This window comes from Microbacterium natoriense (genome assembly GCF_030816295.1).
In the GTDB taxonomy this organism is placed as follows: Bacteria; Actinomycetota; Actinomycetes; order Actinomycetales; family Microbacteriaceae; genus Microbacterium; species Microbacterium natoriense_A.
The window spans coordinates 4,036,596-4,059,453 of record NZ_JAUSXV010000001.1 but is presented as its reverse complement, the minus strand read 5'-3'; the positions used below and the strand labels follow the sequence as shown (position 1 = coordinate 4,059,453).

At 68.8% G+C, this 22,858-nt stretch carries 21 protein-coding genes; 14 read left to right on the top strand and 7 right to left on the bottom strand.

The features are described from left to right. The first annotated feature begins 55 nt into the window (after positions 1-55). On the top strand, positions 56-502 hold the full coding sequence (locus QFZ53_RS19295) for a hypothetical protein (RefSeq protein ID WP_292907739.1): 447 nt from the start codon (positions 56-58) through the stop codon (positions 500-502). Between the two features lie 78 nt (positions 503-580). Here the strand turns inward: QFZ53_RS19295 and QFZ53_RS19290 are convergent, their stop codons facing one another. Then, complete coding sequence (locus QFZ53_RS19290) at positions 581-3,400, bottom strand: immune inhibitor A domain-containing protein (RefSeq protein ID WP_307299126.1); 2,820 nt, start codon at positions 3,398-3,400, stop codon at positions 581-583. Between the two features lie 239 nt (positions 3,401-3,639). Between QFZ53_RS19290 and QFZ53_RS19285 the strand changes: the two genes are divergently transcribed. From QFZ53_RS19285 to QFZ53_RS19270, 4 genes are read left to right on the top strand one after another with little or no spacing between them, the layout of a single operon-like run. Beyond that, a complete protein-coding gene (locus QFZ53_RS19285) occupies positions 3,640-5,139 on the top strand; it encodes a CoA-acylating methylmalonate-semialdehyde dehydrogenase (protein WP_307299125.1) in 1,500 nt (499 codons plus the stop codon). Positions 5,140-5,164: 25 nt separating this feature from the next. Continuing rightward, positions 5,165-6,346, top strand: a complete 1,182-nt coding sequence (locus QFZ53_RS19280; RefSeq protein WP_307299123.1) for an acyl-CoA dehydrogenase family protein — start codon at positions 5,165-5,167, stop codon at positions 6,344-6,346. Beyond that, a complete protein-coding gene (gene mmsB, locus QFZ53_RS19275; protein WP_307299122.1) occupies positions 6,343-7,230 on the top strand; it encodes a 3-hydroxyisobutyrate dehydrogenase in 888 nt (295 codons plus the stop codon). Before QFZ53_RS19280 ends, mmsB begins: the two co-directional genes overlap by 4 nt. A gap of 46 nt (positions 7,231-7,276) precedes the next feature. After that, on the top strand, positions 7,277-8,053 hold the full coding sequence (locus tag QFZ53_RS19270) for an enoyl-CoA hydratase-related protein (protein ID WP_307299120.1): 777 nt from the start codon (positions 7,277-7,279) through the stop codon (positions 8,051-8,053). 1 nt (position 8,054) lies between these two features. Here the strand turns inward: QFZ53_RS19270 and QFZ53_RS19265 are convergent, their stop codons facing one another. From QFZ53_RS19265 to QFZ53_RS19255, 3 genes are read right to left on the bottom strand one after another with little or no spacing between them, the layout of a single operon-like run. Continuing rightward, positions 8,055-8,498: a YdeI/OmpD-associated family protein gene (locus QFZ53_RS19265; RefSeq protein WP_292907727.1), complete on the bottom strand. Its 444-nt coding sequence runs from the start codon at positions 8,496-8,498 to the stop codon at positions 8,055-8,057. After that, positions 8,495-8,959, bottom strand: coding sequence for an SRPBCC family protein (locus QFZ53_RS19260; protein WP_307299118.1), 465 nt, complete (start codon positions 8,957-8,959; stop codon positions 8,495-8,497). The genes QFZ53_RS19265 and QFZ53_RS19260 overlap by 4 nt, the downstream gene beginning before the upstream one ends. Continuing rightward, on the bottom strand, positions 8,959-9,495 hold the full coding sequence (locus QFZ53_RS19255; protein ID WP_292907723.1) for a MarR family winged helix-turn-helix transcriptional regulator: 537 nt from the start codon (positions 9,493-9,495) through the stop codon (positions 8,959-8,961). The genes QFZ53_RS19260 and QFZ53_RS19255 overlap by 1 nt, the downstream gene beginning before the upstream one ends. Before the next feature lie 100 nt (positions 9,496-9,595). On the opposite strand from QFZ53_RS19255, the gene QFZ53_RS19250 reads away from it, so the two are divergent. From QFZ53_RS19250 to QFZ53_RS19240, 3 genes are read left to right on the top strand one after another with little or no spacing between them, the layout of a single operon-like run. After that, positions 9,596-10,372 carry an electron transfer flavoprotein subunit beta/FixA family protein gene (locus QFZ53_RS19250; RefSeq protein ID WP_307299116.1) on the top strand — a complete coding sequence of 259 codons (777 nt, stop codon included), beginning with the start codon at positions 9,596-9,598 and terminating at the stop codon, positions 10,370-10,372. Beyond that, the gene (locus QFZ53_RS19245; RefSeq protein ID WP_373426305.1) at positions 10,372-11,349 is read left to right on the top strand and encodes an electron transfer flavoprotein subunit alpha/FixB family protein; all 978 of its coding nucleotides are present in this window, start codon (positions 10,372-10,374) and stop codon (positions 11,347-11,349) included. The genes QFZ53_RS19250 and QFZ53_RS19245 overlap by 1 nt, the downstream gene beginning before the upstream one ends. A 2-nt stretch (positions 11,350-11,351) precedes the next feature. Next, positions 11,352-13,103 carry a cytochrome b/b6 domain-containing protein gene (locus tag QFZ53_RS19240; RefSeq protein WP_307299115.1) on the top strand — a complete coding sequence of 584 codons (1,752 nt, stop codon included), beginning with the start codon at positions 11,352-11,354 and terminating at the stop codon, positions 13,101-13,103. 90 nt (positions 13,104-13,193) lie between these two features. On the opposite strand, the gene QFZ53_RS19235 is transcribed toward QFZ53_RS19240, so the two are convergent. Then, positions 13,194-13,700, bottom strand: coding sequence for a GNAT family N-acetyltransferase (locus tag QFZ53_RS19235; protein ID WP_292907717.1), 507 nt, complete (start codon positions 13,698-13,700; stop codon positions 13,194-13,196). Between the two features lie 130 nt (positions 13,701-13,830). Here QFZ53_RS19235 and QFZ53_RS19230 point away from each other — a divergent pair, with 130 nt between their 5' ends. Together QFZ53_RS19230 and QFZ53_RS19225 are read left to right on the top strand one after the other, a co-directional pair. Continuing rightward, positions 13,831-14,391 carry an acyl-CoA thioesterase gene (locus tag QFZ53_RS19230; protein WP_292907794.1) on the top strand — a complete coding sequence of 187 codons (561 nt, stop codon included), beginning with the start codon at positions 13,831-13,833 and terminating at the stop codon, positions 14,389-14,391. Positions 14,392-14,415: 24 nt separating this feature from the next. Beyond that, positions 14,416-15,813: a hypothetical protein gene (locus QFZ53_RS19225; protein ID WP_307299111.1), complete on the top strand. Its 1,398-nt coding sequence runs from the start codon at positions 14,416-14,418 to the stop codon at positions 15,811-15,813. Between the two features lie 421 nt (positions 15,814-16,234). Here the strand turns inward: QFZ53_RS19225 and QFZ53_RS19220 are convergent, their stop codons facing one another. After that, positions 16,235-16,783 carry a hypothetical protein gene (locus tag QFZ53_RS19220; protein ID WP_307299109.1) on the bottom strand — a complete coding sequence of 183 codons (549 nt, stop codon included), beginning with the start codon at positions 16,781-16,783 and terminating at the stop codon, positions 16,235-16,237. 8 nt (positions 16,784-16,791) lie between these two features. Then, positions 16,792-17,457: a hypothetical protein gene (locus QFZ53_RS19215; RefSeq protein WP_307299107.1), complete on the bottom strand. Its 666-nt coding sequence runs from the start codon at positions 17,455-17,457 to the stop codon at positions 16,792-16,794. A gap of 101 nt (positions 17,458-17,558) precedes the next feature. Between QFZ53_RS19215 and QFZ53_RS19210 the strand changes: the two genes are divergently transcribed. The 4 genes from QFZ53_RS19210 to QFZ53_RS19195 all read left to right on the top strand — a co-directional run bounded on the left by QFZ53_RS19210 (position 17,559) and on the right by QFZ53_RS19195 (position 22,844). Continuing rightward, positions 17,559-21,128 (top strand): proline dehydrogenase family protein, encoded by a 3,570-nt coding sequence (locus tag QFZ53_RS19210; RefSeq protein WP_307299104.1) that lies wholly within the window; start codon positions 17,559-17,561, stop codon positions 21,126-21,128. Positions 21,129-21,175: 47 nt separating this feature from the next. Then, on the top strand, positions 21,176-21,385 hold the full coding sequence (locus QFZ53_RS19205; protein ID WP_307299102.1) for a hypothetical protein: 210 nt from the start codon (positions 21,176-21,178) through the stop codon (positions 21,383-21,385). Between the two features lie 245 nt (positions 21,386-21,630). Then, positions 21,631-21,852 carry a helix-turn-helix transcriptional regulator gene (locus QFZ53_RS19200; RefSeq protein WP_292907705.1) on the top strand — a complete coding sequence of 74 codons (222 nt, stop codon included), beginning with the start codon at positions 21,631-21,633 and terminating at the stop codon, positions 21,850-21,852. Continuing rightward, positions 21,849-22,844: an NAD(P)-dependent alcohol dehydrogenase gene (locus QFZ53_RS19195; RefSeq protein ID WP_307299099.1), complete on the top strand. Its 996-nt coding sequence runs from the start codon at positions 21,849-21,851 to the stop codon at positions 22,842-22,844. The genes QFZ53_RS19200 and QFZ53_RS19195 overlap by 4 nt, the downstream gene beginning before the upstream one ends. The last annotated feature ends 14 nt before the right edge of the window (positions 22,845-22,858 follow it).

The window sequence follows — 22,858 nt, the reverse complement described above, 5'->3', positions numbered from 1 at the left end:
CCCAGCCCGCGGAATTCCGCGGAGGGCGATCCCGCGGATGCCGCAGGATCGGGGCATGACAGACACGACCACTCCTCTGAAAGACCGTCCGCTCGAGAGCAGCGAAGACCTGCGCTCGCTGATCGAGCTCCTGCTCGACCGTGCCAATCGGCGCCAGATGTGGCTGCTGTTCATCGACGATCGTGGCTGCCTGGGCGACCCGCTGATGCCGATGGACGACTACCCCGACGATCCGACCGTGATCACCCGCACCGACGACCTGGGCGACGTCGATCAGGCGACGCTGCTGATGCACCGCATCGGCATGCTGCGCGAGATGACCGGCAACGCCGCGGTCGTGCTCGTGTGGGAGCGTCTCGGGTCCAGCGTGGTGGGCGTCGAGGACCGGGAGTGGTCGCGCGCGATGCTCGATGCGGCGACCGCCCTCGATGTGCCGCTTCGCGCCCAGTTCGTGCTGCACAACAGGGGCGTGCGCGCACTGCAGCTCGACGACATCACATGACCGTGAAACCATCGCACGCGCAGAAGCGCCGGCCCTGACGCATGTCAGAGCCGGCGCCTCTCGGTCGATTGCTCGGAATCAGCCCGCGCGCGGCGCGGTCACCGTGATGAGGGCGGCGGTGTCGCCCTGCATCGACTTCTTGACCGTGACCACCGTGCCGTAGCCTACGCCCGCGTCCGCGGGGTTGCCGGTGCCGAGCACCGTGAACCCGAGGTCGAGACCGTACGCGTCGGTCGCCGGGGTGCCGTCGGGGTTCACCACTCGCGTCGAGTAGGGCGCCCCGTTCACCGAGGGCACGACGACCGAGGCGTCACGCAGACGGTTCAACAGCTGACCGTCCCGCACCTCGATGCCGGCGACCCAACCCTGGTCGTCCGTGAAGGTGCTCACCGGCGCCTGCGGAGCGAACGTCGTGCATGCCTCGTTGGCGAGGTTCGCGTCGACCAGGCAGTCCTTGAACGACGTGGTCGGCACGAGGCCGAACGCGGCGTTCGACGACTGTGCGCGGGTGGAGACGTTCTTCAGCGTCGACGGGTCGAGAGCTGCTTCGGCTCCGGTGCGGCGCAGCGGATCGAAGTGACTGTCGACGAGCAGCAGACCGCCCTTGGCTCCGTAGCTCGGCAGGTTCGTCAGGTTGTCGGCGACGTGGTTCACCACATCGTTCGCATCACCATAGGCGGTGTCGCGGTACCAGACGAGCGCGCCGGGCGCGTTGTACGGCACCTTCTCGACCTTCCAGCCCTCGGCGGAGTACACCGTGGTGTATCCGTACTTCAGGCCTTCGTCGAATCCGTCGTAGTTGCGCCACTCGACCATGTAGAACTGCGCCTTGATCTGCGTGCCGGTGTCGCGGTGCCAGCCGGCGCCACTCGTGTCGGTCCAGCTGACATCCGTTGCGGTCCAGCCGTTGTCGCCCGACTCGACGTCGTCGGTCCAGACCTCGGCGCCGGCGCTCGTCAGCGCGAAGTCGTCGGAGAACCAGCCGCGCTCCTCGAAGCCGGCATCCGTCGCCTGACGAAGGCGGATCTGGATGCTCTGCCCGGCGAACGCCGTCAGATCGACGTAGTCGTGGCGCCAGCCGCCGGACGACCCGGTGAGGCCGTACTTCTTGCCGCCGAAGTCGGCCATGCGCCCGTTCGGGTCGTTGTAGCCGTCATCTGTGGACACCAGCGCCCCGGACTCGTCATAGACCTTCTGCTCGGTCCAGGTGCTTCCGCCGTCGGTCGAGACCTCGATGAAGCCGTAATCCCAGTCCTCCTCGATCACGTAGTCGTTCCACATCCAGAAACGCGCGTCGGCGGGCACGGAGTCGATCGTGCGGGTCAGGCGTGCATCCGCCCAGCTCTGATCGGCGCCCGAGTACCACGCCTCCGCGCCGCTGTGCGGCGTGGTGAACACGATCTCCTTGTCGGGGAGGTTGATCTTGATGCCGTCCTTCGTGCCCTTCTTCGGCCGTGATGACTGACCGACCTTGATCGTCGTCGGGTCGTCACCGGGGTTCACGACCTGCGGGTCCACCCAGCCGAGCACCCACTTGTCCCAGATGCCCATGTGCGTCGGCATCGACTGGAAGATCGGGCCCGAGTGCGATCCCGAGCTCATCAGATCCCAGAAGTCGACGTCGGAGTTGCCGTTGTTCGACGTGTCGTACAGGTCGGGCAGACCGAGGTCGTGACCGTACTCGTGAGCGAACACGCCGACGCCCGAGTCCTCCGGCTGGATGATGTAGTTCGAGATCTTGAAGTCGGTGCCGGGGATCGTGGCGCCGCCGGCCACAGCCGAGGAATGCGCCCAGATCGCGTAGGTGCCCTCCTTGCCGCCGCCGCCCGACTTGTCCTCGCCGGCGTGCACGAGGACGACGTGGTCGATCACGCCGTCGGGTTCGTTGACGTTGCCGTCGCCGTCACGGTCGCCCTGGTCCTCGATGTCGTATTCGGCCCAGGGGAAGTCCGGGTCGGCCGCGGCGACGGCTGCGACAGCATCGATCGGCAGCTGGCCGGGTCCGAGCGGGTTGTCAGGGTGGCCCTGCTGGTCCTGCATCGGGCCGGCCTCGTACACGCCCTCGTCGTTCAGATGGCAGACCGTCGCGCCGTAGTATCCCTCGGAATGCGGCACGGAGACCCACGCCGTCGCTTCGCCCGTGAGGGAGTATGCGCCGCGCGACATCTCCTCGTACATGTTCTTCATCGTGTAACCCGAGATGTCGAATCCGGGCTGTCCGTCGGGCCCCGTCAGATCGGTGCGCACCCGCTCGGTGATGCCGTCCTCGGAGAACAGCATCTTGTTGTAGTGCTCGGAGGAGAAGTCCGACACCCACATGCTGTTGTTGTCGGGCTGTGCCGCATCTGCGGGGTTCGGGATGTTGTTGTGCAGGGTCGGATCCTGCTGACCGCCCGGCATGCAGGTCGTGGCGCCGAACTCGGTGGGGACGTAGAGGTCGGAGAAGTCGTCGGTGCCGTCGAACTCGACCAGGATCGTGAGCAGCTTCGCCTGCTGCGTGGTCTTCGAGTGCTTCAGCGCCTTGGGGCTCTTGCCGGTCTTGATCGATTGAGCCTCGGTCTTCGCGAGCTGCCTCGCCGCCACCGGGTTGCCCTGCGCGAACTTCTCGTCGTTCTTGTTCGCCCGTTCGATGGGGCTGCCGCCATACGGGCCTCTGGCGCTGCCGCTCGTGATCAGCGAGTCGTCGGATGAGTCGAATGCGCCTTCCGCCCGCGGTGCCACGTAGTTCATGTAGTACTCGTCGTCGCCGATCACTGCCGGAGCCTGAGGGGCATCCGCATTCGGCGGGGCCGCGGTGGCCGCGCCGGAGCCGAGGGCCACGAATCCGGTGGTCGCCAGTGCGAGCGCCGTCGTCGTCGCCAAAGCACGCCGTCGTGCTTGAGCCGTCCGTTGAGACATGTTTCTCCTTTTCGCGCGCATCGGTGCGAAAGGTCATCGCCACGATGCGATCGGGTGTGCGCCGATCAGGCGCACGGATAAAGGTCTACCGTGCTCCTGTCGTGCAAGGGAAGAGGGTGCGCGAGATGGACGCGGTTCGCCTCCATGATCATTCCGGTATACAAGGACGTCCTAGTAAATGTTCGGCCCTCGGAGTAGCATCGCATTGTGCCAACGACGGCATGAAGGGATGTCACACAATGACTCGCACAATTCCGCATTTCGTGGGCGGATCGCTTCTCACGCCCGAAGTAGGACGCTTCGCGGACGTCTTCGACCCCAGCACTGGCGCCGTGCAGGCACGCGTGCCACTGGCCTCTACAGGCGAGGTCCGCGAAGCGATCGACAACGCCGAGGCGGCGCAGGTCGGCTGGGCGGCGACGAACCCGCAGAAGCGCGCCCGTGTGCTGCTGCGCTTCCTCGATCTGGTCCAGCGCGAGATGCAGACGCTCGCCGAGATGCTCGCGAGCGAGCACGGCAAGACGGTCGATGACGCGAAGGGCGACATCCAGCGCGGCCTCGAGGTCATCGAGTTCGCCGCCGGCGCCCCGCACCTGCTCAAGGGCGAGTACTCCACCGGCGCGGGCGCCGGCATCGACGTGTACTCCATGCGGCAGCCTCTCGGAGTGGTCGCGGCGATCACCCCGTTCAACTTCCCGGCCATGATCCCGCTGTGGAAGGCCGGCCCGGCGCTCGCCGCGGGCAACGCGGTGGTCCTGAAGCCGAGCGAACGCGACCCTTCGGTGCCGGTGCGTCTCGCCGAGCTCTTCCTCGAGGCGGGGTTGCCCGCGGGTGTCCTCAACGTCGTGCACGGCGACAAGGAAGCCGTCGACGCGCTTCTGACCGACGACCGCATCCGTGCCGTCGGCTTCGTCGGGTCCACGCCGATCGCCGAGTACATCTACTCCACCGCGGCGGCCCACGGAAAGCGCGCTCAGTGCTTCGGCGGTGCGAAGAACCACATGATCGTGATGCCGGATGCCGATCTGGACCAAGCCGTAGATGCGCTGATCGGCGCCGGGTACGGCTCGGCGGGGGAGCGCTGCATGGCGATCTCCGTCGCGGTGCCCGTGGGGCAGGAGACGGCGGATGCTCTCGCCGCCAAGCTGGTGGAGCGAGTCGCGCGGCTGCGCGTCGGGCCGTCGCTCGCCGCAGACGTCGACTACGGACCGCTCGTCACCCGCGCCGCTGTCGAGCGGGTGGAGGGTTACATCCAGCAGGGCATCGACGAGGGAGCGACACTGCTCGCCGACGGACGTGGTTTCACGGTGCCCGGACACGAGGAGGGCTTCTACCTCGGCCCGACGCTGTTCGATCACGTCACCACAGACATGGCGATCTACCGTGAGGAGATCTTCGGCCCGGTGCTCGTGATCGCTCGCGCCGCCGACTACGAGCAGGCGCTGCGGATGGCGAACGAGCACGAGTACGGCAACGGCGTCGCGATCTTCACGCGCGACGGCGATGCGGCCCGTGACTTCGCCGCCCGCGTCGAGGTCGGGATGGTCGGCGTCAATGTGCCGATCCCGGTGCCGATCGCGTACTTCACCTTCGGAGGCTGGAAGAGATCGGGTTTCGGCGACCTCAACCAGCACGGCGCCGACGCCTTCCGCTTCTACACGAAGACCAAGACCGTGACCAGCCGCTGGCCGTCGGGCATCCGCGACGGCGCCAGCTTCGTCATCCCCACCATGCACTGATCCTGCTCGCCCACAAGGAACCACGATGACAATGACCACCGTCACCACCACCGCCGAGGAACGCGAGGCGATCCTCGAGGCCGTCCGCGACTTCGCCGACACCGAGCTCGCGCCCTACGCTGCGGAGCGCGACGAGGACCACCTCTTCCCGCGGGAATCGCTGAACCGAGCGGGCGAGCTCGGCCTCGGCGGCATCTACGTGCGCGAGGACTTCGGCGGCAGCGGGCTGAGCCGCGCCGACACCGTCGCCATCTTCGAGGAGCTGGCCAAGGGAGACACCGCCGTCGCCGCCTACATCTCGATCCACAACATGGTCGTCTGGATGATCGACACCTACGGCGATGACAGACAGCGCGGCGAATGGCTGCCGAAGCTGACCGCGATGGAGGAGTTCGGCGGGTACTGCCTCACCGAGCCCGGCGCGGGGTCGGATGCCGCCAACATCTCCACCAGCGCGGTTCGCGACGGCGATCACTACGTGCTCACCGGCATGAAGCAGTTCATCTCGGGGGCAGGCGAGGCCGCCGTCTACGTCGTCATGGCCCGCACGGGAGAGGCAGGTGCGCGTGGCATCAGCGCCTTCCTCGTGCCGGGCGACTCGGAGAACCTCGGCTTCGGCGCTCCCGAGAAGAAGATGGGCTGGCACGCCCAGCCCACTCGCCAGGTCATCTTCGATGGCGTGCGCGTACCGGCATCCGCCATGCTCGGAGACGAGGGCAAGGGCTTCGCGATCGCGATGTCGGCGCTCAACGGCGGACGCCTCAACATCGCCGCCTGCTCGATCGGCGGAGCGCAGTGGGCGCTCGATCGTGCAGTGCAGTACGTGCACGAGCGCGTCGCATTCGGCGAGCCGCTGGCCGAGAAGCAGTCGATCATGTTCGCGATCGCCGACATGCGCACCGACCTGCAGGCGGCAAGGCTGATGGTGCGCGACGGCGCGCAGGCCGTCGACGAGAAGGCCCCCGACGCGACCATGCGCTGCGCGATGGCCAAGCGCTTCGCCACGGACGCCGGGTTCGACGTGGCCAACAAGGCCCTTCAGCTGCACGGCGGCTACGGGTACCTTCAGGACTACGGGATCGAGCGGGTCGTGCGTGATCTGCGCGTGCATCAGATCCTGGAAGGGACGAACGAGATCATGCGACTCATCGTCGGACGAGAGATGCTGCGCCCTGCCGGCTCTGCTTCGATGCGGGCCTCATCATGAGCAGGGTCGCGTTCCTGGGCCTCGGCCACATGGGGCTGCCGATGGCGAAGAACCTCATCGCCGCGGGGCATGAGGTGCGTGGATTCGACCTCATGGACGCCGCGGTGGAGGCGGCCAAGGCAGCGGGCGTGCCGGTGACCGAATTCGGAATCGACGCGGTATCCGGCGCCGAGGTCGTGATCACGATGTTCCCCGCAGGCAGGCACGTGATCTCCGCATACCAGGATGGTCTGCTGGCTGCGGCCGAGCCCGGCACGCTGTTCATCGAATCCTCCACGATCGCCGTCGACGAGGCCCGCACCGCGCACGAGCTCGCGGTCGCCGCCGGGCATCGCAACATCGACGCGCCCGTCTCGGGCGGTGTGGTGGGAGCGGAGAACGGCACTCTCGCGTTCATGGTCGGCGGCACGGATGAGGACTTTGCCGCGGCGCTGCCACTGCTCGAGGCGATGGGAAAGCGCATCGTGCACTGCGGCGGCCCGGGGCTCGGTCAGGCCGCCAAGGTGTGCAACAACATGATCCTCGCAGTCTCGCAGATCGCGGTCGCTGAGGCTTTCGTGCTGGGGGAGCGGCTGGGTCTCGAGCATCAGGCACTGTTCGACGTGGTGTCGCAGGCATCCGGCCAGTGCTGGTCGATCACGACCAACTGCCCGGTTCCGGGGCCCGTGCCGACCAGTCCCGCCAATCGCGACTACCAGCCGGGCTTCGCCGGCGCCCTGATGGCGAAGGACCTCGGCCTCGCGCTGCAGGCGATCGAGCAGACCTCGACGGATGCCAGGATGGGGCGACTCGCGCAGGAGCTCTACGCGGTGTACGCCGAGGGGCCCGGCGCGACCCGAGACTTCTCGGGCATCATCACCGACATCCGCGAGGATCTGGTCTGAGGGCGCGGGACATACTGGGAAGACCACAACGGAGAGGGCCTTCACGATGACCGAGTACGAGACGATTCTGGTCGAGCAGCGCGGGCGCGTGGGATGGATCACCCTGAACCGCCCCGAGGCGTTGAACGCGCTGAACGGGCGCGTGGCCGAAGAGGTCACCGCGGCGGCCGTCGCCTTCGACGCCGACGACGGTGTGGGCGCGATCGTCGTGACCGGGTCGGAGAAGGCGTTCGCAGCCGGAGCCGACATCAAGGAGATGGAGACGATGTCGGCCGCCGAGATGATCGCGACCGATCACTTCGGCATCTGGCGCGACTTCGCCGCCGTGCACACCCCGGTGATCGCCGCGGTCTCGGGCTTCGCGCTCGGCGGCGGCTGCGAGCTGGCGATGATGTGCGACATCATCCTCGCCGCCGACACCGCGAAGTTCGGGCAGCCCGAGATCAACCTCGGTGTCATTCCCGGCATGGGCGGCACGCAGCGACTCATCCGCGCAGTCGGCTACTACAAGGCGGCCGAGCTCGTGCTCTCCGGCCGCTTCATGGGCGCCGAGGAGGCGGAGCGCTCAGGCCTCGTGTCGCGCGTCGTGCCGGCATCCGATCTCCTCGCCGAAGCTGAGAAGCTGGCCGTGACGATCGCGTCGAAGTCGCTGCCCTCGGTTTACGCGGCCAAGGCCGCGCTCGATGCCGCAATGGAGACCACCCTCGCCGAAGGACTGGCCCACGAGAAGCAGGCGTTCGCCGCGCTGTTCGACACGGCCGACCAGAAGGAGGGCATGGCCGCGTTCCGGGAGAAGCGTTCCCCCGACTTCCAGAACCGCTGATTCAGCCGCGCAGCGCCTCGACGATCTTGGCGAGGCGGCGCTCTCGGGTCGCCTCCTGCTTGGCCTCGGCGACCGCTCGCGCGTGCTCCTTGCGGTTCGTGTACGACAGGGCGTCGAACGCCGCGCGCAGCGCGGGGTCGGCGTCGAGGGCCTCCGCCAGCGCCGACGGGACCTCGACCGTGCGTTCGCCGGTATCGACCGTGATCACGGCGTCGATCTCCTGGTCGGCCTCGACCCCGAGTTCGGTGCGCACCGCCTTGCTGAAGCCGATCAGGTTCTTGCCGCCCATGCGGGACAGACGCAATCGGGCGGTGCGGTCGCCGATGGTCACGGACACGGGGAACGCCTTGCCGGCCCCGAAGGACTCGACCTGCTCGTCGGTGAGCACGATCGCGGCCGCGGGCCCGGATGCCCAGAGAACGGTGTGAAGCCGGAGTTCGGTCATGCCGACAGGCTACGCCCCTCGATCTCCGCGGCCAGCGTCTCGTTGCGCTCGGCGATCAGGCGCCGCATGTACTCGCGCATGAACAGCCGATCGACGAGGCGGCCGATGGGGCCCGCGGGTGAGCGGAACGTGATCGTGTCGCGCATCAGCGTGCCCCGCGGATGCTCCTCGAACACGTGCTCGTGCAGGAACGCCCCGAACGGTCCCGACAGCTGGCGGTCGCAGAACCGGTGCGGCGGATCGATGTCGAAGACGACGGAGCGCAGCCGGAACGGGATGCCGAAGTGCTTCGCGCGCCAAGTCACGGTCGATCCTTCGGCGAAGGCGCCGCCGGCCGGCGCCTCGACCATCGTCTCGCCGTACTGTGCCATGGAGCGCACATGAAGGGCCGGGTCGAGGGATGCGGCGAACACTGCCTCGGGCGCCGCCGCGATCACGGTCTCGAGAACGAACTCGGCCATCAGAGCGGTTCGGGTTGCGGGCGCGGATCCGCGAAGTCGCCCGCGGCCTTGCGCATGCGCGCGACGATCGCGACGAGTTCGGCGGCGTCCTCCGTGCTGATACCCGGATCCGCGAACACCTCGGCGTTGAGTGCGGTCGTGGCTCGATCGACGAGCTCGCGGCCAGCGGGGGTGAGGGAGAGCAGCGCGGCCCGGCCGTCGTGCGGGTGCGGCTCGCGGATCACGAGACCGTCGCGCACCAGCCGCTCGGCGGTGCTGGTGATCGTCGTCGCATGCACCTGCAGGCGCGCCACCACGCTCGACAGCGGCAGGCGCCCTGACCGGCTGAAAGCCAGCAGGCGCAGCACCTCGTAGCGGGCGAAGCTCAGCGCGAAGGGCTTCAGGGTGGCGTCGACCCTTGCGAGAAGCAGCTGCTGTGCGCGCATCACCGAGGTCACGACGGTCATGCCGTCGGCGGCATCCGTCCATCCGTGCGCGACCCATTGCCGCTTCGCCTCGGCGAGCGGATCCACGGGCAAGGGGCGGGGCTGGACCACGGTTCTAGGCTAGGGCATCGGATGCCTTGAGTCTCAGTTGCATCCAGAATGACACTGAGTTTCATGGGACTAGAATCGAGGCAGTCGTGAGGAGCAATCGATGAAGATCTTCGTCCTGGTCAAAGAGGTGCCAGACACCTATGGCGATCGCAAGCTGAATCTCGAGACAGGGCTGGCCGACCGGACAGCCGGCGACGTGGTGCTCGACGAGATCACCGAGCGCGCCCTCGAGGTGGCCCTGAGCCATGCCGACAAGAATGAGGGCACCGAGGTCGTGGCGCTCTCGATGGCACCCGCCGGCTCGACCGCATCCCTGCGCCGGGCTCTCGCGATCGGGGCGGGATCCGCCGTCCACATCGCCGACGAGCAGCTCGCCGGCGCGGATCTGACCCTCACCGCCGAGGTGCTGGCAGCGGCCGTCCGACGCGGCGAGCCCGACCTGGTGATCACGGGCAACCTGTCGACCGACGGCTCCGGAGGGGTGCTCCCCGCGATGCTCGCCGAGCACCTGGGATGGGCGCAGGCGACCGCGCTGACGACGGTGGAGATCAGCGCCGAAGGTGTGAAGGGCACACGAGGAGCGGATGCCGGTTCGCAGGAGGTCTCGGCGTCCCTGCCCGCAGTCATCTCGATCACAGAGGCCCTGCCGGACGCGCGGTTCCCGAACTTCAAGGGCATCATGGCGGCGAAGAAGAAGCCGCTCGAAGTGCTCTCTCTCGCAGACCTCGACGTCTCAGCCGATCCGTCGCTCGCACCCCGGGCGATCATGACCGCTGTGGCGGAGAAGCCGCCGCGCGCGGCCGGCGTGAAGATCGTCGATGAGGGCGACGCCGCAGACAAGCTGGTGGAGTACCTCGTGCAGAACAGGCTGGTGTGATGATGAGCTATCCCGAGAACCCGATCCTTGTCGTCGTCGACGTCACCCCGTCCGGTGAGGCGGCATCGAGCACCGCCGGCCTGATCGGCGCCGCATCGACCATCGGAACACCCGTCGCGCTCATCGTCGGCGGAACGCCAGAAGCCGCAGGCCAGGCCGCAGCGGCCGGCGCCCCCGTCGTGATCACCGCCGAGGGCGATGCCAGGAGCCTCACGGTGCCGATCGTCGACGCACTCCACCTCGTCTACGAGCGGGTGCAGCCGGACGCCGTGCTCCTGTCGAACTCGATCGCCGGCCGCGACGTCGCCGGCCGCTTCGCCGTGCGCGCGAAGCTCGCGCTCCTGGTCGACGCCGTCGGCGTCTCACGCGACGACGAGGGCATCATCGCGCACCACTCCGTCTACGGCGGGGCCTATCTCACGGACTCGGCGTCGACGTTCGGAGCCCCGGTCATCACGGTCAGGCAGGGAGCCGTCGACGCACGCGCCGCAGCCGTCGAGGCACCGGTGTTCGAGGGGCTGACCTCCGACATCCCGGTGCCCACCGCGGCAGCGACCGCCGGCGCCATCGAAGCCGTCGAGCAGGCGTCGTCGCGCCCCGATCTGCGCGGAGCGACCACGGTCGTGTCGGGTGGACGCGGTCTGGCCTCGAAGGAGAAGTTCGTGCTCGTCGAGGAGCTCGCCGATGCGCTCGGCGCCGCGGTCGGCGCCTCTCGCGCCGCGGTCGATGCGGGATACATCCCGCAGTCGCACCAGGTCGGGCAGACCGGCGTCTCGGTGTCTCCGCAGCTGTACGTCGCTCTCGGCATCTCGGGCGCGATCCAGCACCGTGCGGGCATGCAGACTTCGAAGACGATCGTCGCGATCAACAAGGACGCCGACGCGCCGATCTTCGACGTCGCCGACTTCGGCATCGTCGGCGATCTGTTCACGGTCGTCCCGCAGATCATCGCCGCACTCGAGGCGCGGAAGAAGTAGGCATGGCCACGCGGATGCTCAGGCGCGGGCTGCCGCGCGTGCCCGGCGGCGAGCCCTGGCCTCCGGCCGAGGCGGTCGTCGACGTGCCGGGCGAGGATGTCACCGGCACGACGGGCGCGCCTGCCGTCGTCGAGCGAGCGGATGCACCCTCCCCGGTCGATTCCTTGCCCCCGGTCGTTGAGCGAGCGGATGCGTCCCCGGTCGCCGAGCGAGTGGATTTCTCCTCGCCGGTCGTTGAGCGAGCGGAGCGAGACGAAACGTCGCAAGCCGCCCTCGATGAAGCGGTCCCGGTCGGTTCGTTCCCGCATTCGACGACCCTCCGCCGCGGACTCCCTCGCACTCCCGGCGGCGAGCCCTGGCCCCCCGCGGAGACTGCCCCGACCGCCGGCGCCGCTGCGCCGGCCGCGGTCCAGCGCGAAGCGCCGATGGCGACGGATCGTGCCACGTTTGTCTCCGCCCCGGCCACATCGGGGGACGACGCGCCAGATATCGGACGGAATCGCGAATCGGTCCCCCGAAGTGGCGTGTCGGCCATCGAAGTGGAACCCGCAGAGGGCACTCGGCTCCGCCGCGGCCTGCCGCGAACGGCCGGGGGAGATCGGTGGCCGCCCGCAGGCGTCGTCACACGCATCTCGACTCCGGCCGTCGAAGACAAGGGCGACGAGGGGCTCGTATCGGCGGCATCGGCCGCAGGCACCGCGGTCACAGCAGCTGTCGCGACCTCGTCGGCCACGGCAGTCCTGCCCCCGGCATCTGCCGCCATCCTCCCCGCGGCCGAACTCGGTCCGATCCCATTCCGGCGCACGGTGTGGGACGGACGGGCTCCCCGGCACATCCCCGAGGCGCCGGCATCCGCTCGTCCGCGCCCGACCTGGCCGCAGGCGATCGCCGTCCTCTTCGCTGCTGCGGGTCTCGGCGTGCTGGCCGCGGCGGCCGTCGCGTTCGCGCGAACGCTGCTCAGCCTCGACGCCCTGCAGGACTTCCTCGCCGCGTTCCCCGGCCACTACGAGCCCTCGATCGCCGTAGAGCCCGGTTTCGCGCCGTGGATCGGCTGGCAGCACTTCTTCAACATGTTCCTGATGGTGCTGATCATCCGCTCGGGACTCACGATCCGGCGGGAGAAACGGCCGACCGCCTTCTGGACTCCGAAGAACAACCCCAAGGGCAAGGTGAGCCTGACGATCTGGTTCCACCAGGCTCTCGACATCCTGTGGCTGACGAACGGCGTGATCTTCCTCGTGCTGCTGTTCGTCACCGGGCACTGGGTGCGGATCGTGCCGACCAGCTGGGAGGTGCTGCCCAACGCGCTGTCGGCGGCGCTGCAGTACATCTCGTTCGACTGGCCGACCGAGAACGGCTGGAACAACTACAACAGCCTTCAGCAGCTCGCCTACTTCGTCACGGTGTTCCTCGCCGCGCCTCTCGCCGCCGTCACGGGGTTCCGGATGTCGGGGCTATGGCCGAAGAAGGCCGAGAAGCTGTCGAAGGCCTATCCGATCGAGTGGGCGCGCAGGGTGCACTTCCCGGTCATGCTCTACTTCGTGCTGTTCATCATCGCGCACGTCGCGCTCGTGTTCCTCACCGGGTGCCTCGCGAACCTGAACCACATGTTCGCGTCGTCCGACGCCGTGAGCTGGACCGGATTCTGGGTGTTCATCGCCGCGCTCGTGGCGATCGCCGCCGGCTGGGCCGCCGCCCGACCGCTGGTGATCGCTCCGATCGCGAAGATGTTCGGCACGGTCTCCGGACGCTGAGCTTTCAGAGCTCAGGACCGCATCCGCCCGAGACGCGGAATCGGCCGCCATCGAGACGATGGCGGCCGATTCTCGTGAGTCGCGTCGTGCTCAGCGGGTGAAGCGCACCTCGGTCAGCGTCTCGCCGAGGAAGGGCTCGGTGTGGCTGGCGCCGTCGAGCGAGAAGCCGTTGCGCGTGTAGAACCGGTGCGCGCGAGGGTTGTCCTCGGCGACCCAGAGGTAGAGAGGCTCGTCCTTCTCGACGGCGGCGTCGAAGAGCTTCTGGCCGATACCCGTACCGTGGTACGCGTCGAGCAGGTAGATGAAGTAGAGCTCGCGGAACGCGGGGGCGTCCTTGTCGCGGGCGGGGCCCGAGCCGACGAAGCCGACGATCTCGCCGTCGACCAGCGCGGCGCTCATCTTGAACTCCTCGCCCTGGGAGGCCCAGTGCGTCCACAGCTCGGCCATGCGACGCGGCGAGATCTTCTCGAGTGCCGCCTTGCTGATCAGGTGATCGTAGGTCTCGTGCCAGCACTGCGCATGCACGCGACCTAGGGCTTCCGCATCCACGTCGCGGACCGGGCGGACGGTGATCTGAGAGTGGGCTTCGGCGCTCATGCCGCGACTCTACGCGCGGCTCGCGCGAAGAGGAAATCGAGCGGATGCCGTGCACGACCCGTTCTGCGGGGATGGAGGATGCACACAACGATGTTCGCGTTTCGTGAGCGTGAGGCTACGATCAGTGCTCGTGAATGTGATCTGGCGCACCCTGCTCGTGATCCTCGGCGCTCGACGCCGCGTCCGCCGGGGAAAGACCCTCGAACCGGCCGCGGTCGGCACCATCCGGCTGACCACCCTGCCCACCGACATCGACATCCTGCGCCACATGAACAACGGCCGCTATCTGTCGCTGTTCGACCTCGGCCGCTGGGACCAGCTCATCCGCACGGGTCTGTTCGATGCGATGAAGGAGCGCGGCTGGTACGCCGTCGTCTCGAGCGAGACCATCACGTTCCGCAAGTCGCTGCAGCTGTGGCAGCGGTTCGAGGTGCAGTCGAGGTTCATCGGACACGACGACAAGGCCGTGTTCATGGAGCATCGTGCGGTCGTCGACGGCGAGATCTACGCGCGGGCCATCGTGAGGGCGCGGATGCTGCGCCGCACCGGCGGCACGGTCAGCAATGAAGAGCTGTTCGCCGCGGTCGGGCGTCCCGACGGCGTGCCCGAGATCGACGAGTGGGTGCACGAGTGGGCCGCGGCGTCGACTCTTCCACCCGTGCGAAAGAGTGCGCCCAGCGTCTGGAGCTGACCGGCCCGGTAGTAGTTTGGGGGCGTGCGGGAGATCCTGAGGTCGACCGGTCGTGTGCTGTGGAGGCACTGGCCGGCCCTTCTCGCGTGGTTGCTCGGCGGGATGCTGGTGCGGCACCTGCTCATCGAGCTGGCCGGCTTCGTCGGCGGCTACACGGCCACGGGCGGTCTGCTGATCCTGCCGCTCGCCGTGCTCGCACGCCTGATCGGCTTCGTCGGCATGTTCCTCGTGATCCGCGACGGTCTGCGCAGTCTTCAGGCCATCGCCCCGCTCCCGGCCACGGCCAGGGAGCGACGGCAGGACTTCGTCGCCGCACTTCTCGCGAGCGTGCTTCCCTTCTTCGCCGTGTACACCGCGCAGAGGGAGCTTCAGGGCGATGTGATCGAGTATGCGCAGCGCGCGCTGGAGGTGAGCACGGCGCAGATCCTCTCGCGGGTCGGCCAGCCGGAAGAGCCAGGGAGCAACGAGGCGGTGCTCAACCTCACGTTCAACGTCTGGACGATCCTCATCATCGTGCTCGCCGTCGCGGGCAGATGGGCGTGGAAGCGGTGGGGAGATCGGCTGCCACGGATGCTGGCGCTGCTCGCGCTGTATCTCGAAGTGGTGTGGGTCTTCTTCTCGCTGCTGTTGTTCGGGCAGGTCCTCGACGGCGCGGTCGCATGGATCGAGACTCGCGCGGCGACCGCCTGGCTGACCGATCTTCGGGCGTGGATCGCCGACCAGCTCGTCCCTCTCGACTGGGTCGTCAGCGGTGTCGAGCTCGTGATCGCCGACGCGGGACGCATCATCATCGAACCGATCGCCTGGCTGGTGGTCGCGGGCGTGATCTACGGTCAGGCCGTCGCCGCCGAGAGGTTGCGCGTCGAGAACCGACTGCTCCAGCGCGTGGCGGCGCGGACCGGCCGCGTGCCCGAGGTGCTCCGCACGCGTGTCGCCGGATTGACCGGAGAGCTGACCTCGCAGCTGCAGGCGATCGGGCGGACCCTCGCACTGCTGTGGCGGTCGGGCCCCCTGCTGATCGCCTCGTATCTGCTGCTCTACGCCGTGGTGAAAGCTCTCGAACCGGTGATCGGATTCGGCCTGGTGCGCCTGCTCGGCCCGCACGAGGGAGTGTTCTGGGAGGCGACCTCTGTCGTGATCGCCCTCGTCACGGTCCTCCTCGTCGAGCCGCTCAGGGTGAGCCTGATCGCGGGGGCGTACGACACGGCCCTCCGTTCGGTCGCGGTGGATGCCGGATTCGTCGAGATGGTCCCGCGCGATCAGGGAGCGATAGATCAGGGTGCGATCGATCAGGGCGCGATCGAGAACCGTGCGAACGAGGGTTCGGTGTCGTACGGGGCGACGTCGAACCAGAACGGTCCCTCGGCATCCTCGGGGACGATGAACGGCACGAGCATCTCGTACGGCCCCGACACCCCGTAATCGGCGGAGGTGTCGGTCGAGCACAGCGTCGGCGAGTCGGGGTCGTAGGGGAGGTCGAGAGCGAGCGACATCTCGCTCCATTGACGACCGCTGCTCTGCTCGACCAGCACCGGCGAACCGCATCCCGACGGCTCGTCGAGGTCGTGATTGTCGACCGTGATCTTGACCGCGATCACCTTGGCTCCATCGGGAACGGGAAGGCCGTCGGCCGCGGTGAACACTCCCGCGCGCACCGGGCCCCAGGTCGTGTCATCCAGATCGACCGTGTCTTCGTCGCCCGCGGGCAGCACCGCGTACACGTGCTGGCCGCTGGTGTCGTACGCGCCGACCCATTCCCGCCAGCCGATCGCGGCGGCCGAGGCGGGAACGAGCACGGCGAGCGCGACGAGAGCTGCCGCGTTGCGAGGCCACCGGCGGCGGCTCACGGCTTCGCCCAACCCTTGTCGTCCACGGTGACCGCTCCCGCATGCTCCACAGCGTCGAGGTCGATCGGGATCTCGAGGACGGAGTCTCCCCACGGGTCTCCGTATCCCGTCGACAGTCGCAGGACGCCGATGCCGTGCAGTGCCGTGTCGGGCAGCTCGAACAGCAGGCTCCCGTGCTGGGGCACACCCGGAACGAGCTGCGTGCGGTAGAGGGTCATCTCATCGGGGCCGCGTTCGGTCGCGCTGAAGGTGCGGTCGCCGATGCGCAGCGTGGCGGCGCCGAGGATGCCGGAGGACTGGCTCGCCGTGGCCTCGGCCGTCAGATCCACGACCAGCCAGTCGCCCTCCGCGTGCCATCCGCTCTCCGCGGTGATGCTGTTCGCCGCCCTCACGTCGGTGACGGTGGCGGCGATGTTGCGCCCGACACCGCGCTCGCCGAGGGCCACCTCGGTGACGAAGGCGTCGCGCCCGGCATCGTCCGAAGGTGCGAGAAGAGTCACCGCCCACGCGCCGCCGAGCAGGGCGATCGCGAGCAGCCATGTCATGGCGGTTTTCACAGCCGTCCGTCCTCGCTGCCGGGACCGAGATCCTCCGGACGGACGGAGACGACACCGGCGGGGTCGAGAGGATTCCAGAGCGTCTCCCCGCTGAAGATCGTGCTGTCGTTCTTCTCGGCGTCGGGGATCACGAGCCGAACGGGGTCGCCGTCGACGATCTCGTCCTCCTCCACCACCCAGGTCAGCAGCACGCGTGCAGGCACGTCCGGCTGCAGGGTGACGACGCTGAAATCGTCGTCCGCGTAGATCGACACGGTCGGGCGGTCGTCGGGGCGATGCTGGAGACGGATGTCGGCGAGACTGCCGCTGCTGGAGGCGAGACGCGGCTCGTCGTCGAGGTTGGTCACGTCGACCAGCACGGCGAGCACCCTCTCGCCCTTCGTGTCATCAGGCGAGGATCCATATCCCCACAGCTCGTCCATGACGGCCACGCGTTCGACGACCAGGGTCGCCTCCGCGCTGGAGATCTCGTCACCGAGGCGATAGGCGGCAGGGCCGGTACCGGCCACCGAACGGAAGCCGCCGGTCGCCGCGATGACGCCGACGCAGAAGCCGAGAACGGCGGTTGTTGCGATCGTGATGATCCAGCCGCGGGACAGCCGCCGTCGAACGGCCGCGCCGGCAGGCGCGGCGTCGTCGTCGGATGCGTCGATCTCCCCCACGTTCACAGCTTAGAGCGGCGCTCCGCGACGCTCCAGGGAGCGTGTGCTCGACGCGTGCGACGCTCCCGGTCAAAGGCATCCGACGCACCTAGGCTGAAACCATGTCAGAGCCGTCGCCCTCCGCACTCGCTCCGCTCGTCGAGCGGGCGGTGCAGCTCGCCGAGCGGTGGGCAGCAGAAGCGGCGAGCGCGGAGGCGAAAGCAGAAGAGACCCGGCTCGCTGAGCTGCTGCACGATCCGAGCGGCCGGCGGTTCGCCCTCGACATCGCCGACGGCGTGATGCGACCCGAGAGTCTGGCGGCTGCGGCGGTCCAGCTGCGGCGTTCGGCGCCGGTCGTGCCCTCCGCGCTGCCGTGGTACGTGCGCGGAGCTGTGCGATGGGGTGGCGGTGCTGCTCCCATCCTCCCGGCTCCGATCGTGCCGATCGCTCGACGGATGCTGCGAGAGGTGCTCCGCCCGCTCGTCGCCGACGGCCGTCCGGCGAAACTCGGAGCCGAGCTCGAGCGGCTCGCGGCCCCCGGCGTGAGCCTGAACCTCAGCCTGCTCGGTGCGAAGGTTCTCGGCGACGCCGAGGCGACGCGGCGGCTCGAGGGCGTCCGCGATCTGATCCTCCGCGATGACGTCGAGCACGTCTCGCTCTCGGTGTCGGCGGTGATCGGACAGGCGTCGGAGTGGGCGTTCGACGCGCTCGTCGCGCAATCCGCCGATCGGCTCCTGCCGCTGTACGAGGCCGCATCCGCCGGGAACACGGCGATCACCCTCGAGGTGCAGGAGCACCGGGAGCTCGACCTGACGATCGCGGTGTTCACGCGTCTTCTGGAGGACCCGCGGCTGACCGGTCTCGCCGCCGGGATCGCCCTGCCCTCATCGCTCCCCGATGCGCTGCCGGCACTGCAGGAACTCACTGCATGGGCGCAGGACCGCGTCGCACACGGAGGAGCGCCGATCACGGTGCGCCTGACGAAGGGCGCGAACCTCGCCCTCGAGCGGGCCGACTCCGCCCTGCACGGATGGATCCCCGCGTCCTACGACTCGCCGCTCGACGCCGACGCCAACCGGCTCCGCTGTCTGGACTGGGCACTGCGCCCCGAGCACACGGCGGCGGTGCGGATCGGTGTCAGCGGTGACGACCTCGGTGTCGCCGCCTATGCCTGGCTGCTCGCGCAGGATCGCGATGTGACCGCAGCCGTGCAGTTCGACATGGTGCACGGATATCAGGCGGGACGGATCCGGGCGCTCGCGCGCGAGACCGGGAACGTGATGAGGCGGGTGGCTGTGGTCGCGCCCGCCGATTTCGACGTCGCGATCGGAAGCATCCTCCGCCTGCTCGACGAGGAAGCGCCATCGGATGCCGCGGCCGACGGCCTGCGCGCTGCTCTGCGGCGCTCGAGCGAGCCTTCGCTGCGCATCGGCGCCCGCCGCACGCAGGATCGGCTGGCGCCCGTGCACGAATCCGTGCGCCCAGTCGTGCAGACGCCGCGGCCCGAAGAGCAGCTGACCCAGGCTGTGCTCGGCATCATCAGAGGCTCCGACGACGAGTCGTTCTTCGAGACGGCCGTGTACTCGGCGCTCGAGATCGAGGCCGGCGCCGGGGGCGCACCGGGGTTCGAGAACACCCCTGACAGCGATCCCGCGCTGCCGGCCAACCGCGAGTGGGCGCAAGGGATCTTCCCGCGGATCACTGCGGCGTCGGCGGACGCAACCCCAGCGCCGCAGTCGACAGCGGACGTCGACGCCCTCCTCCGTCGTGCGCGCGACGGGCACGACGGATGGGCATCCCGACCGGCATCCGAGCGAGCAGAGATCCTGCTCAGAGCCGCTGCGGCTCTCGACGGGGGCCGCGGGTCCCTGATCGAGGTCGCGGCATCCGAGACAGGCCTGCTCTTCGCCGACGCCGACGCCGACGTGAGCAGAGCCGTCGACTGTGCCCGCTACTACGCGGCGACCGCTCGGGAGCTGGATGCCATCTCGGGCGCCGCCTTCGTGCCGTCAGACGTGGTCGTCGTCTCGTCGTCGTGGCGTGCACCCCTCGCCGAACCCGCCGACGGCGTGCTCGCCGCTCTCGCCGCGGGCTCGACCGTCGTCCTGGCGGCCGATCCGCGCGCACGTCGCTCGGCAGAGGCGGTCGCCGAAACGCTGTGGCAGGTGGGCGTGCCGCGCGACGCTCTGGTCATCGCCGACGGTGGACTCCACCAGGATCTGGTCGCGCACGAGGCGGTGGGTCTTGTCGTGCTGCACGGTTCGCGAGAAGTCGTCGATCGCGTGCGAACCTGGCGCCCTGGGCTTCCGGTTCTCGCCGAGGCCGAGGGGGCGAGTGCCGTGATCGTGACCGCCTCGGCGGATCTCGACCTGGCGGCCTCGGACGTCGTGCGCAGCGCTTTCGCGCGCGCCGGCCAGGCGAGCGGTGCGGTGAAGGTCGTGATCCTCGTCGGATCGGCCGGACGCTCGAAGAGGTTCGCGAGGCAGCTGGCCGATGCCACCAGGTCTCTACGCGTCGGCCAGCCGGCCGACCCGCGTACTCAGGTCGGCCCGATGATCGAGAAGCCGCAGGGTGCGGCGGAGCGGGCACTCACCGAGCTCGACGACGATGAGCAGTGGCTCGTGCAGCCTCGACTCGAGACAACCGATCCGTCCGGCCGGCTCTGGAGTCCCGGCATCCGCATCGGAGTGCGCCCTGGTTCGCGGTTCCTCGCCGAGGACCATGCCGTCCCCGTCGTCGGCATCATGCATGCGCCCACGCTCGAGAAGGCCATCGAGCTGCACGATGAGGTCGCCGTGGGCATCGCGGCGGGCCTGCACACGCGCGACCCCGAGCAGCTTGCGACGTGGCTCGACGCCGTCGAGGCGGGCAGCCTGTTCGTCAATCGCAGCACCGTCGGCACGAAGGTGCAGCGGCAGCCCGACGGCGGCTGGGCGCGATCGTCGACAGGCCCGTGTGCGAAGAGCGGGGGACCGAACCGTCTGATCGGGTTCGGATCGTGGCATGCGCAGCGGTCGACCACGCTGTCGAGCACCCTGCATCTGCGCGGCCTCGACTCGCGCATCACGGCTCTGATCGAAGCGGCGCAGCCGTCTCTGGGCTACGAAGAGTTCGAGTGGCTGCGAAGGGCTGCGCTCTCGGACGCTCTGGCCTGGGATCGCGAGTTCGGGCAGGTGCGCGACGTGTCGAAGCTCGGCATCGAGCGCAATCTGCTGCGGTATCGGCCGGTGCCGGTCGAGGTGCGGGTGGCAGCGGACGCGCGGCTGCAGGATCTGCTGCGCGTCGCGATCGCGGCGGTGCGCGCCGGGTCGCCGTTCGTGCTGTCGCTCGCCGAGGGCCTTCCGGCCGGAGTGCGGCACGCGCTCGCGGAGCTGCGGGCCACGGTCTATCTCGAGAGCGACGCGGAATGGCTCCAGCGCGGACTGCGATTCGGGGCCTCGGAGGGCGACGGCGAGCTCGCCGGCCAGCCGAGCGCCGGTCGCGTGCGCCTGGTGGGCGGTGCGGATGCGGTGGCGGGACTGCGTGCGACGTTGATCGAGACGCTGGGGGTGGGTGCGGACATATCGGTCCACGATGGAGAGGTCACCTCCGCGGGCCGCATCGAGCTGCTGTGCTTCGTGCGGGAGCAGTCGATCTCGATCACCGCGCACCGCGGCGGCGTTCCCGACGACTGGAGCAGCGAGGTCATCTGAGCGCGTCGCCGCGGGGCGGGCGAGCGTTCGAACATAGGCTCGAGCGCATGTCTGACGTCGCTGCACTCTCGACAACCGTCTCCGCCATGTGGCTCACAGTGGCGCTGCTCGCCGCCGGTTTCGCGCGAAGCCGGAATCGTTCGGGGTGGTTCTGGTTCCTGCTCACGATGTTCCTCGGGCCGATCTCCGCCTTCCTGTTGGTCGTGTGGCCTGCGCTGCCGAACCGTGCGGCGCCCGAGACGCCTGGTCCGCGCTGAGAAACACGCCCCGCACACGCGTTCGGGTGGCGTCTGTTGCCGGAACTCGGCTCGCTTTCCGTCGAGAGCCGCCACTCGAGGTGGCCGGTCAACTTGAGTGTAAAGAATTCTTGACATGCGCGGATGCCGCGGCGTACTCTCGTGTCAATAATGTTTGACACGCGAGGTGTCATGGTCTACGCGGAGCGCAATGCGTGGACGGGAGGCATCGCCCGCGTGATCGCGTATCGTCGGAGTCTCGTGTGATGGTCAAACCGACGCTCGTCTCGAACAGCATCCGCTCCCACCGTGAGGCCGCCGGTCTCACCCAGGCCGAGCTCGCCCGCACGATCGGGGTGACCAGGCAGACCCTGATCGCCATCGAACAGCAGCGGTACTCGCCCACACTCGAACTGGCCTTCCAGATCGCGCGGGCGTTCGGGGTCGGGATCGACGACCTGTTCCAGTACCCGGAGGTGTCGAGATGACGGAATCGATGAAGGCGTGGCGGAACGAGGCGTACGGCCGCGCCGCGGACGTGGCGCTCGACGAGGTGCCGATCCCGGTGCCGCGTACGGGCGAGGTGCTCCTGCGCATGCGCGTCACTGCGCTGAATGCGGGAGACGTGCGGCTCATGCAAGGCGAGCCCCTGCTCGTGCGGCCGATGTTCGGCATGACCCGCCCGAAGTTCCCGATCCGGGGGATGGATGCTGTCGGCGAGGTCGTGCAGGCGGGCCCGAACGTGATCGGAGTCGAGGTCGGCGATGTCGTGGTCGGCGAGCTGCAGAGCGGGGGCGGGCTCGGCGAATACGTCGCGGTTCCCGCTTCACGTGTGCAGCCGCTGCCGCCCGGCATCGACGAAGGTGAGGCGGCGACGCTGCCGATCGCCGGTGGCACGGCCTGGCAAGCGCTCGATCTCGCCCGAGTGGGACTCCGCTCGCGCGCGGAGCGGGTGCTCGTCATCGGCGCTTCCGGAGGAGTGGGAACGTTCGCGGTGCAGTTCGCCGCTCTGCGCGGCGCCGAGGTGTGGGCGAGCTGCGCCGAGCGCAACCGCGCTCTTGTCGAAGGGCTCGGCGCCGTGCGCACGCTCGATCACCGGCGCGAGCCGCTCTCGGCCATCCCCGGGGGGCATTTCGACGCCGTGATCGACATCGCGGGCGACGTCGGCCTGCGTGATCTGCAGCGGCTCGTCACGGACGACGGCGTGATCGTTCTCGCGACCGGCGCCGGCGGGCACGTTCTCGGGCCGATCCCGCGGATGCTGAGAGCGGCACTCCTGTCGGTCGGTGCAGGTCCCGGCATCCGCTCGCTCGCCGCGACGAACCGACCGGAGGTGATCACCAAGATGCTCGAACTGCTCGCCGCGAGGCGCTTCGCGCCCGTCATCGAGCACGAGTACCCCTTCCGTGAGGCGGATGCCGCGCTCGCCCGCATCGAGGAGGGCCATGTCGCGGGCAAGCTCATCGTGCGGGTGGGCTGAACTCGCGCGCTCTG

What these genes read in the sequence shown, in the direction of transcription:
- QFZ53_RS19235 (WP_292907717.1), bottom strand. Translation starts at nt 13,700, where the DNA reads ATGAGCGCCGAAGCCCACTCTCAGATCACCGTCCGCCCGGTCCGCGAC.
- QFZ53_RS19210 (WP_307299104.1), top strand. Translation starts at nt 17,559, where the DNA reads ATGTCAGAGCCGTCGCCCTCCGCACTCGCTCCGCTCGTCGAGCGGGCG.
- QFZ53_RS19285 (WP_307299125.1), top strand. Translation starts at nt 3,640, where the DNA reads ATGACTCGCACAATTCCGCATTTCGTGGGCGGATCGCTTCTCACGCCC.
- QFZ53_RS19260 (WP_307299118.1), bottom strand. Translation starts at nt 8,959, where the DNA reads ATGGCCGAGTTCGTTCTCGAGACCGTGATCGCGGCGGCGCCCGAGGCA.
- QFZ53_RS19295 (WP_292907739.1), top strand. Translation starts at nt 56, where the DNA reads ATGACAGACACGACCACTCCTCTGAAAGACCGTCCGCTCGAGAGCAGC.
- QFZ53_RS19270 (WP_307299120.1), top strand. Translation starts at nt 7,277, where the DNA reads ATGACCGAGTACGAGACGATTCTGGTCGAGCAGCGCGGGCGCGTGGGA.
- QFZ53_RS19240 (WP_307299115.1), top strand. Translation starts at nt 11,352, where the DNA reads ATGGCCACGCGGATGCTCAGGCGCGGGCTGCCGCGCGTGCCCGGCGGC.
- QFZ53_RS19220 (WP_307299109.1), bottom strand. Translation starts at nt 16,783, where the DNA reads ATGACATGGCTGCTCGCGATCGCCCTGCTCGGCGGCGCGTGGGCGGTG.
- QFZ53_RS19200 (WP_292907705.1), top strand. Translation starts at nt 21,631, where the DNA reads ATGGTCAAACCGACGCTCGTCTCGAACAGCATCCGCTCCCACCGTGAG.
- QFZ53_RS19265 (WP_292907727.1), bottom strand. Translation starts at nt 8,498, where the DNA reads ATGACCGAACTCCGGCTTCACACCGTTCTCTGGGCATCCGGGCCCGCG.
- mmsB (WP_307299122.1), top strand. Translation starts at nt 6,343, where the DNA reads ATGAGCAGGGTCGCGTTCCTGGGCCTCGGCCACATGGGGCTGCCGATG.
- QFZ53_RS19205 (WP_307299102.1), top strand. Translation starts at nt 21,176, where the DNA reads ATGTCTGACGTCGCTGCACTCTCGACAACCGTCTCCGCCATGTGGCTC.
- QFZ53_RS19280 (WP_307299123.1), top strand. Translation starts at nt 5,165, where the DNA reads ATGACAATGACCACCGTCACCACCACCGCCGAGGAACGCGAGGCGATC.
- QFZ53_RS19245 (WP_373426305.1), top strand. Translation starts at nt 10,372, where the DNA reads ATGATGAGCTATCCCGAGAACCCGATCCTTGTCGTCGTCGACGTCACC.
- QFZ53_RS19250 (WP_307299116.1), top strand. Translation starts at nt 9,596, where the DNA reads ATGAAGATCTTCGTCCTGGTCAAAGAGGTGCCAGACACCTATGGCGAT.
- QFZ53_RS19195 (WP_307299099.1), top strand. Translation starts at nt 21,849, where the DNA reads ATGACGGAATCGATGAAGGCGTGGCGGAACGAGGCGTACGGCCGCGCC.
- QFZ53_RS19290 (WP_307299126.1), bottom strand. Translation starts at nt 3,400, where the DNA reads ATGTCTCAACGGACGGCTCAAGCACGACGGCGTGCTTTGGCGACGACG.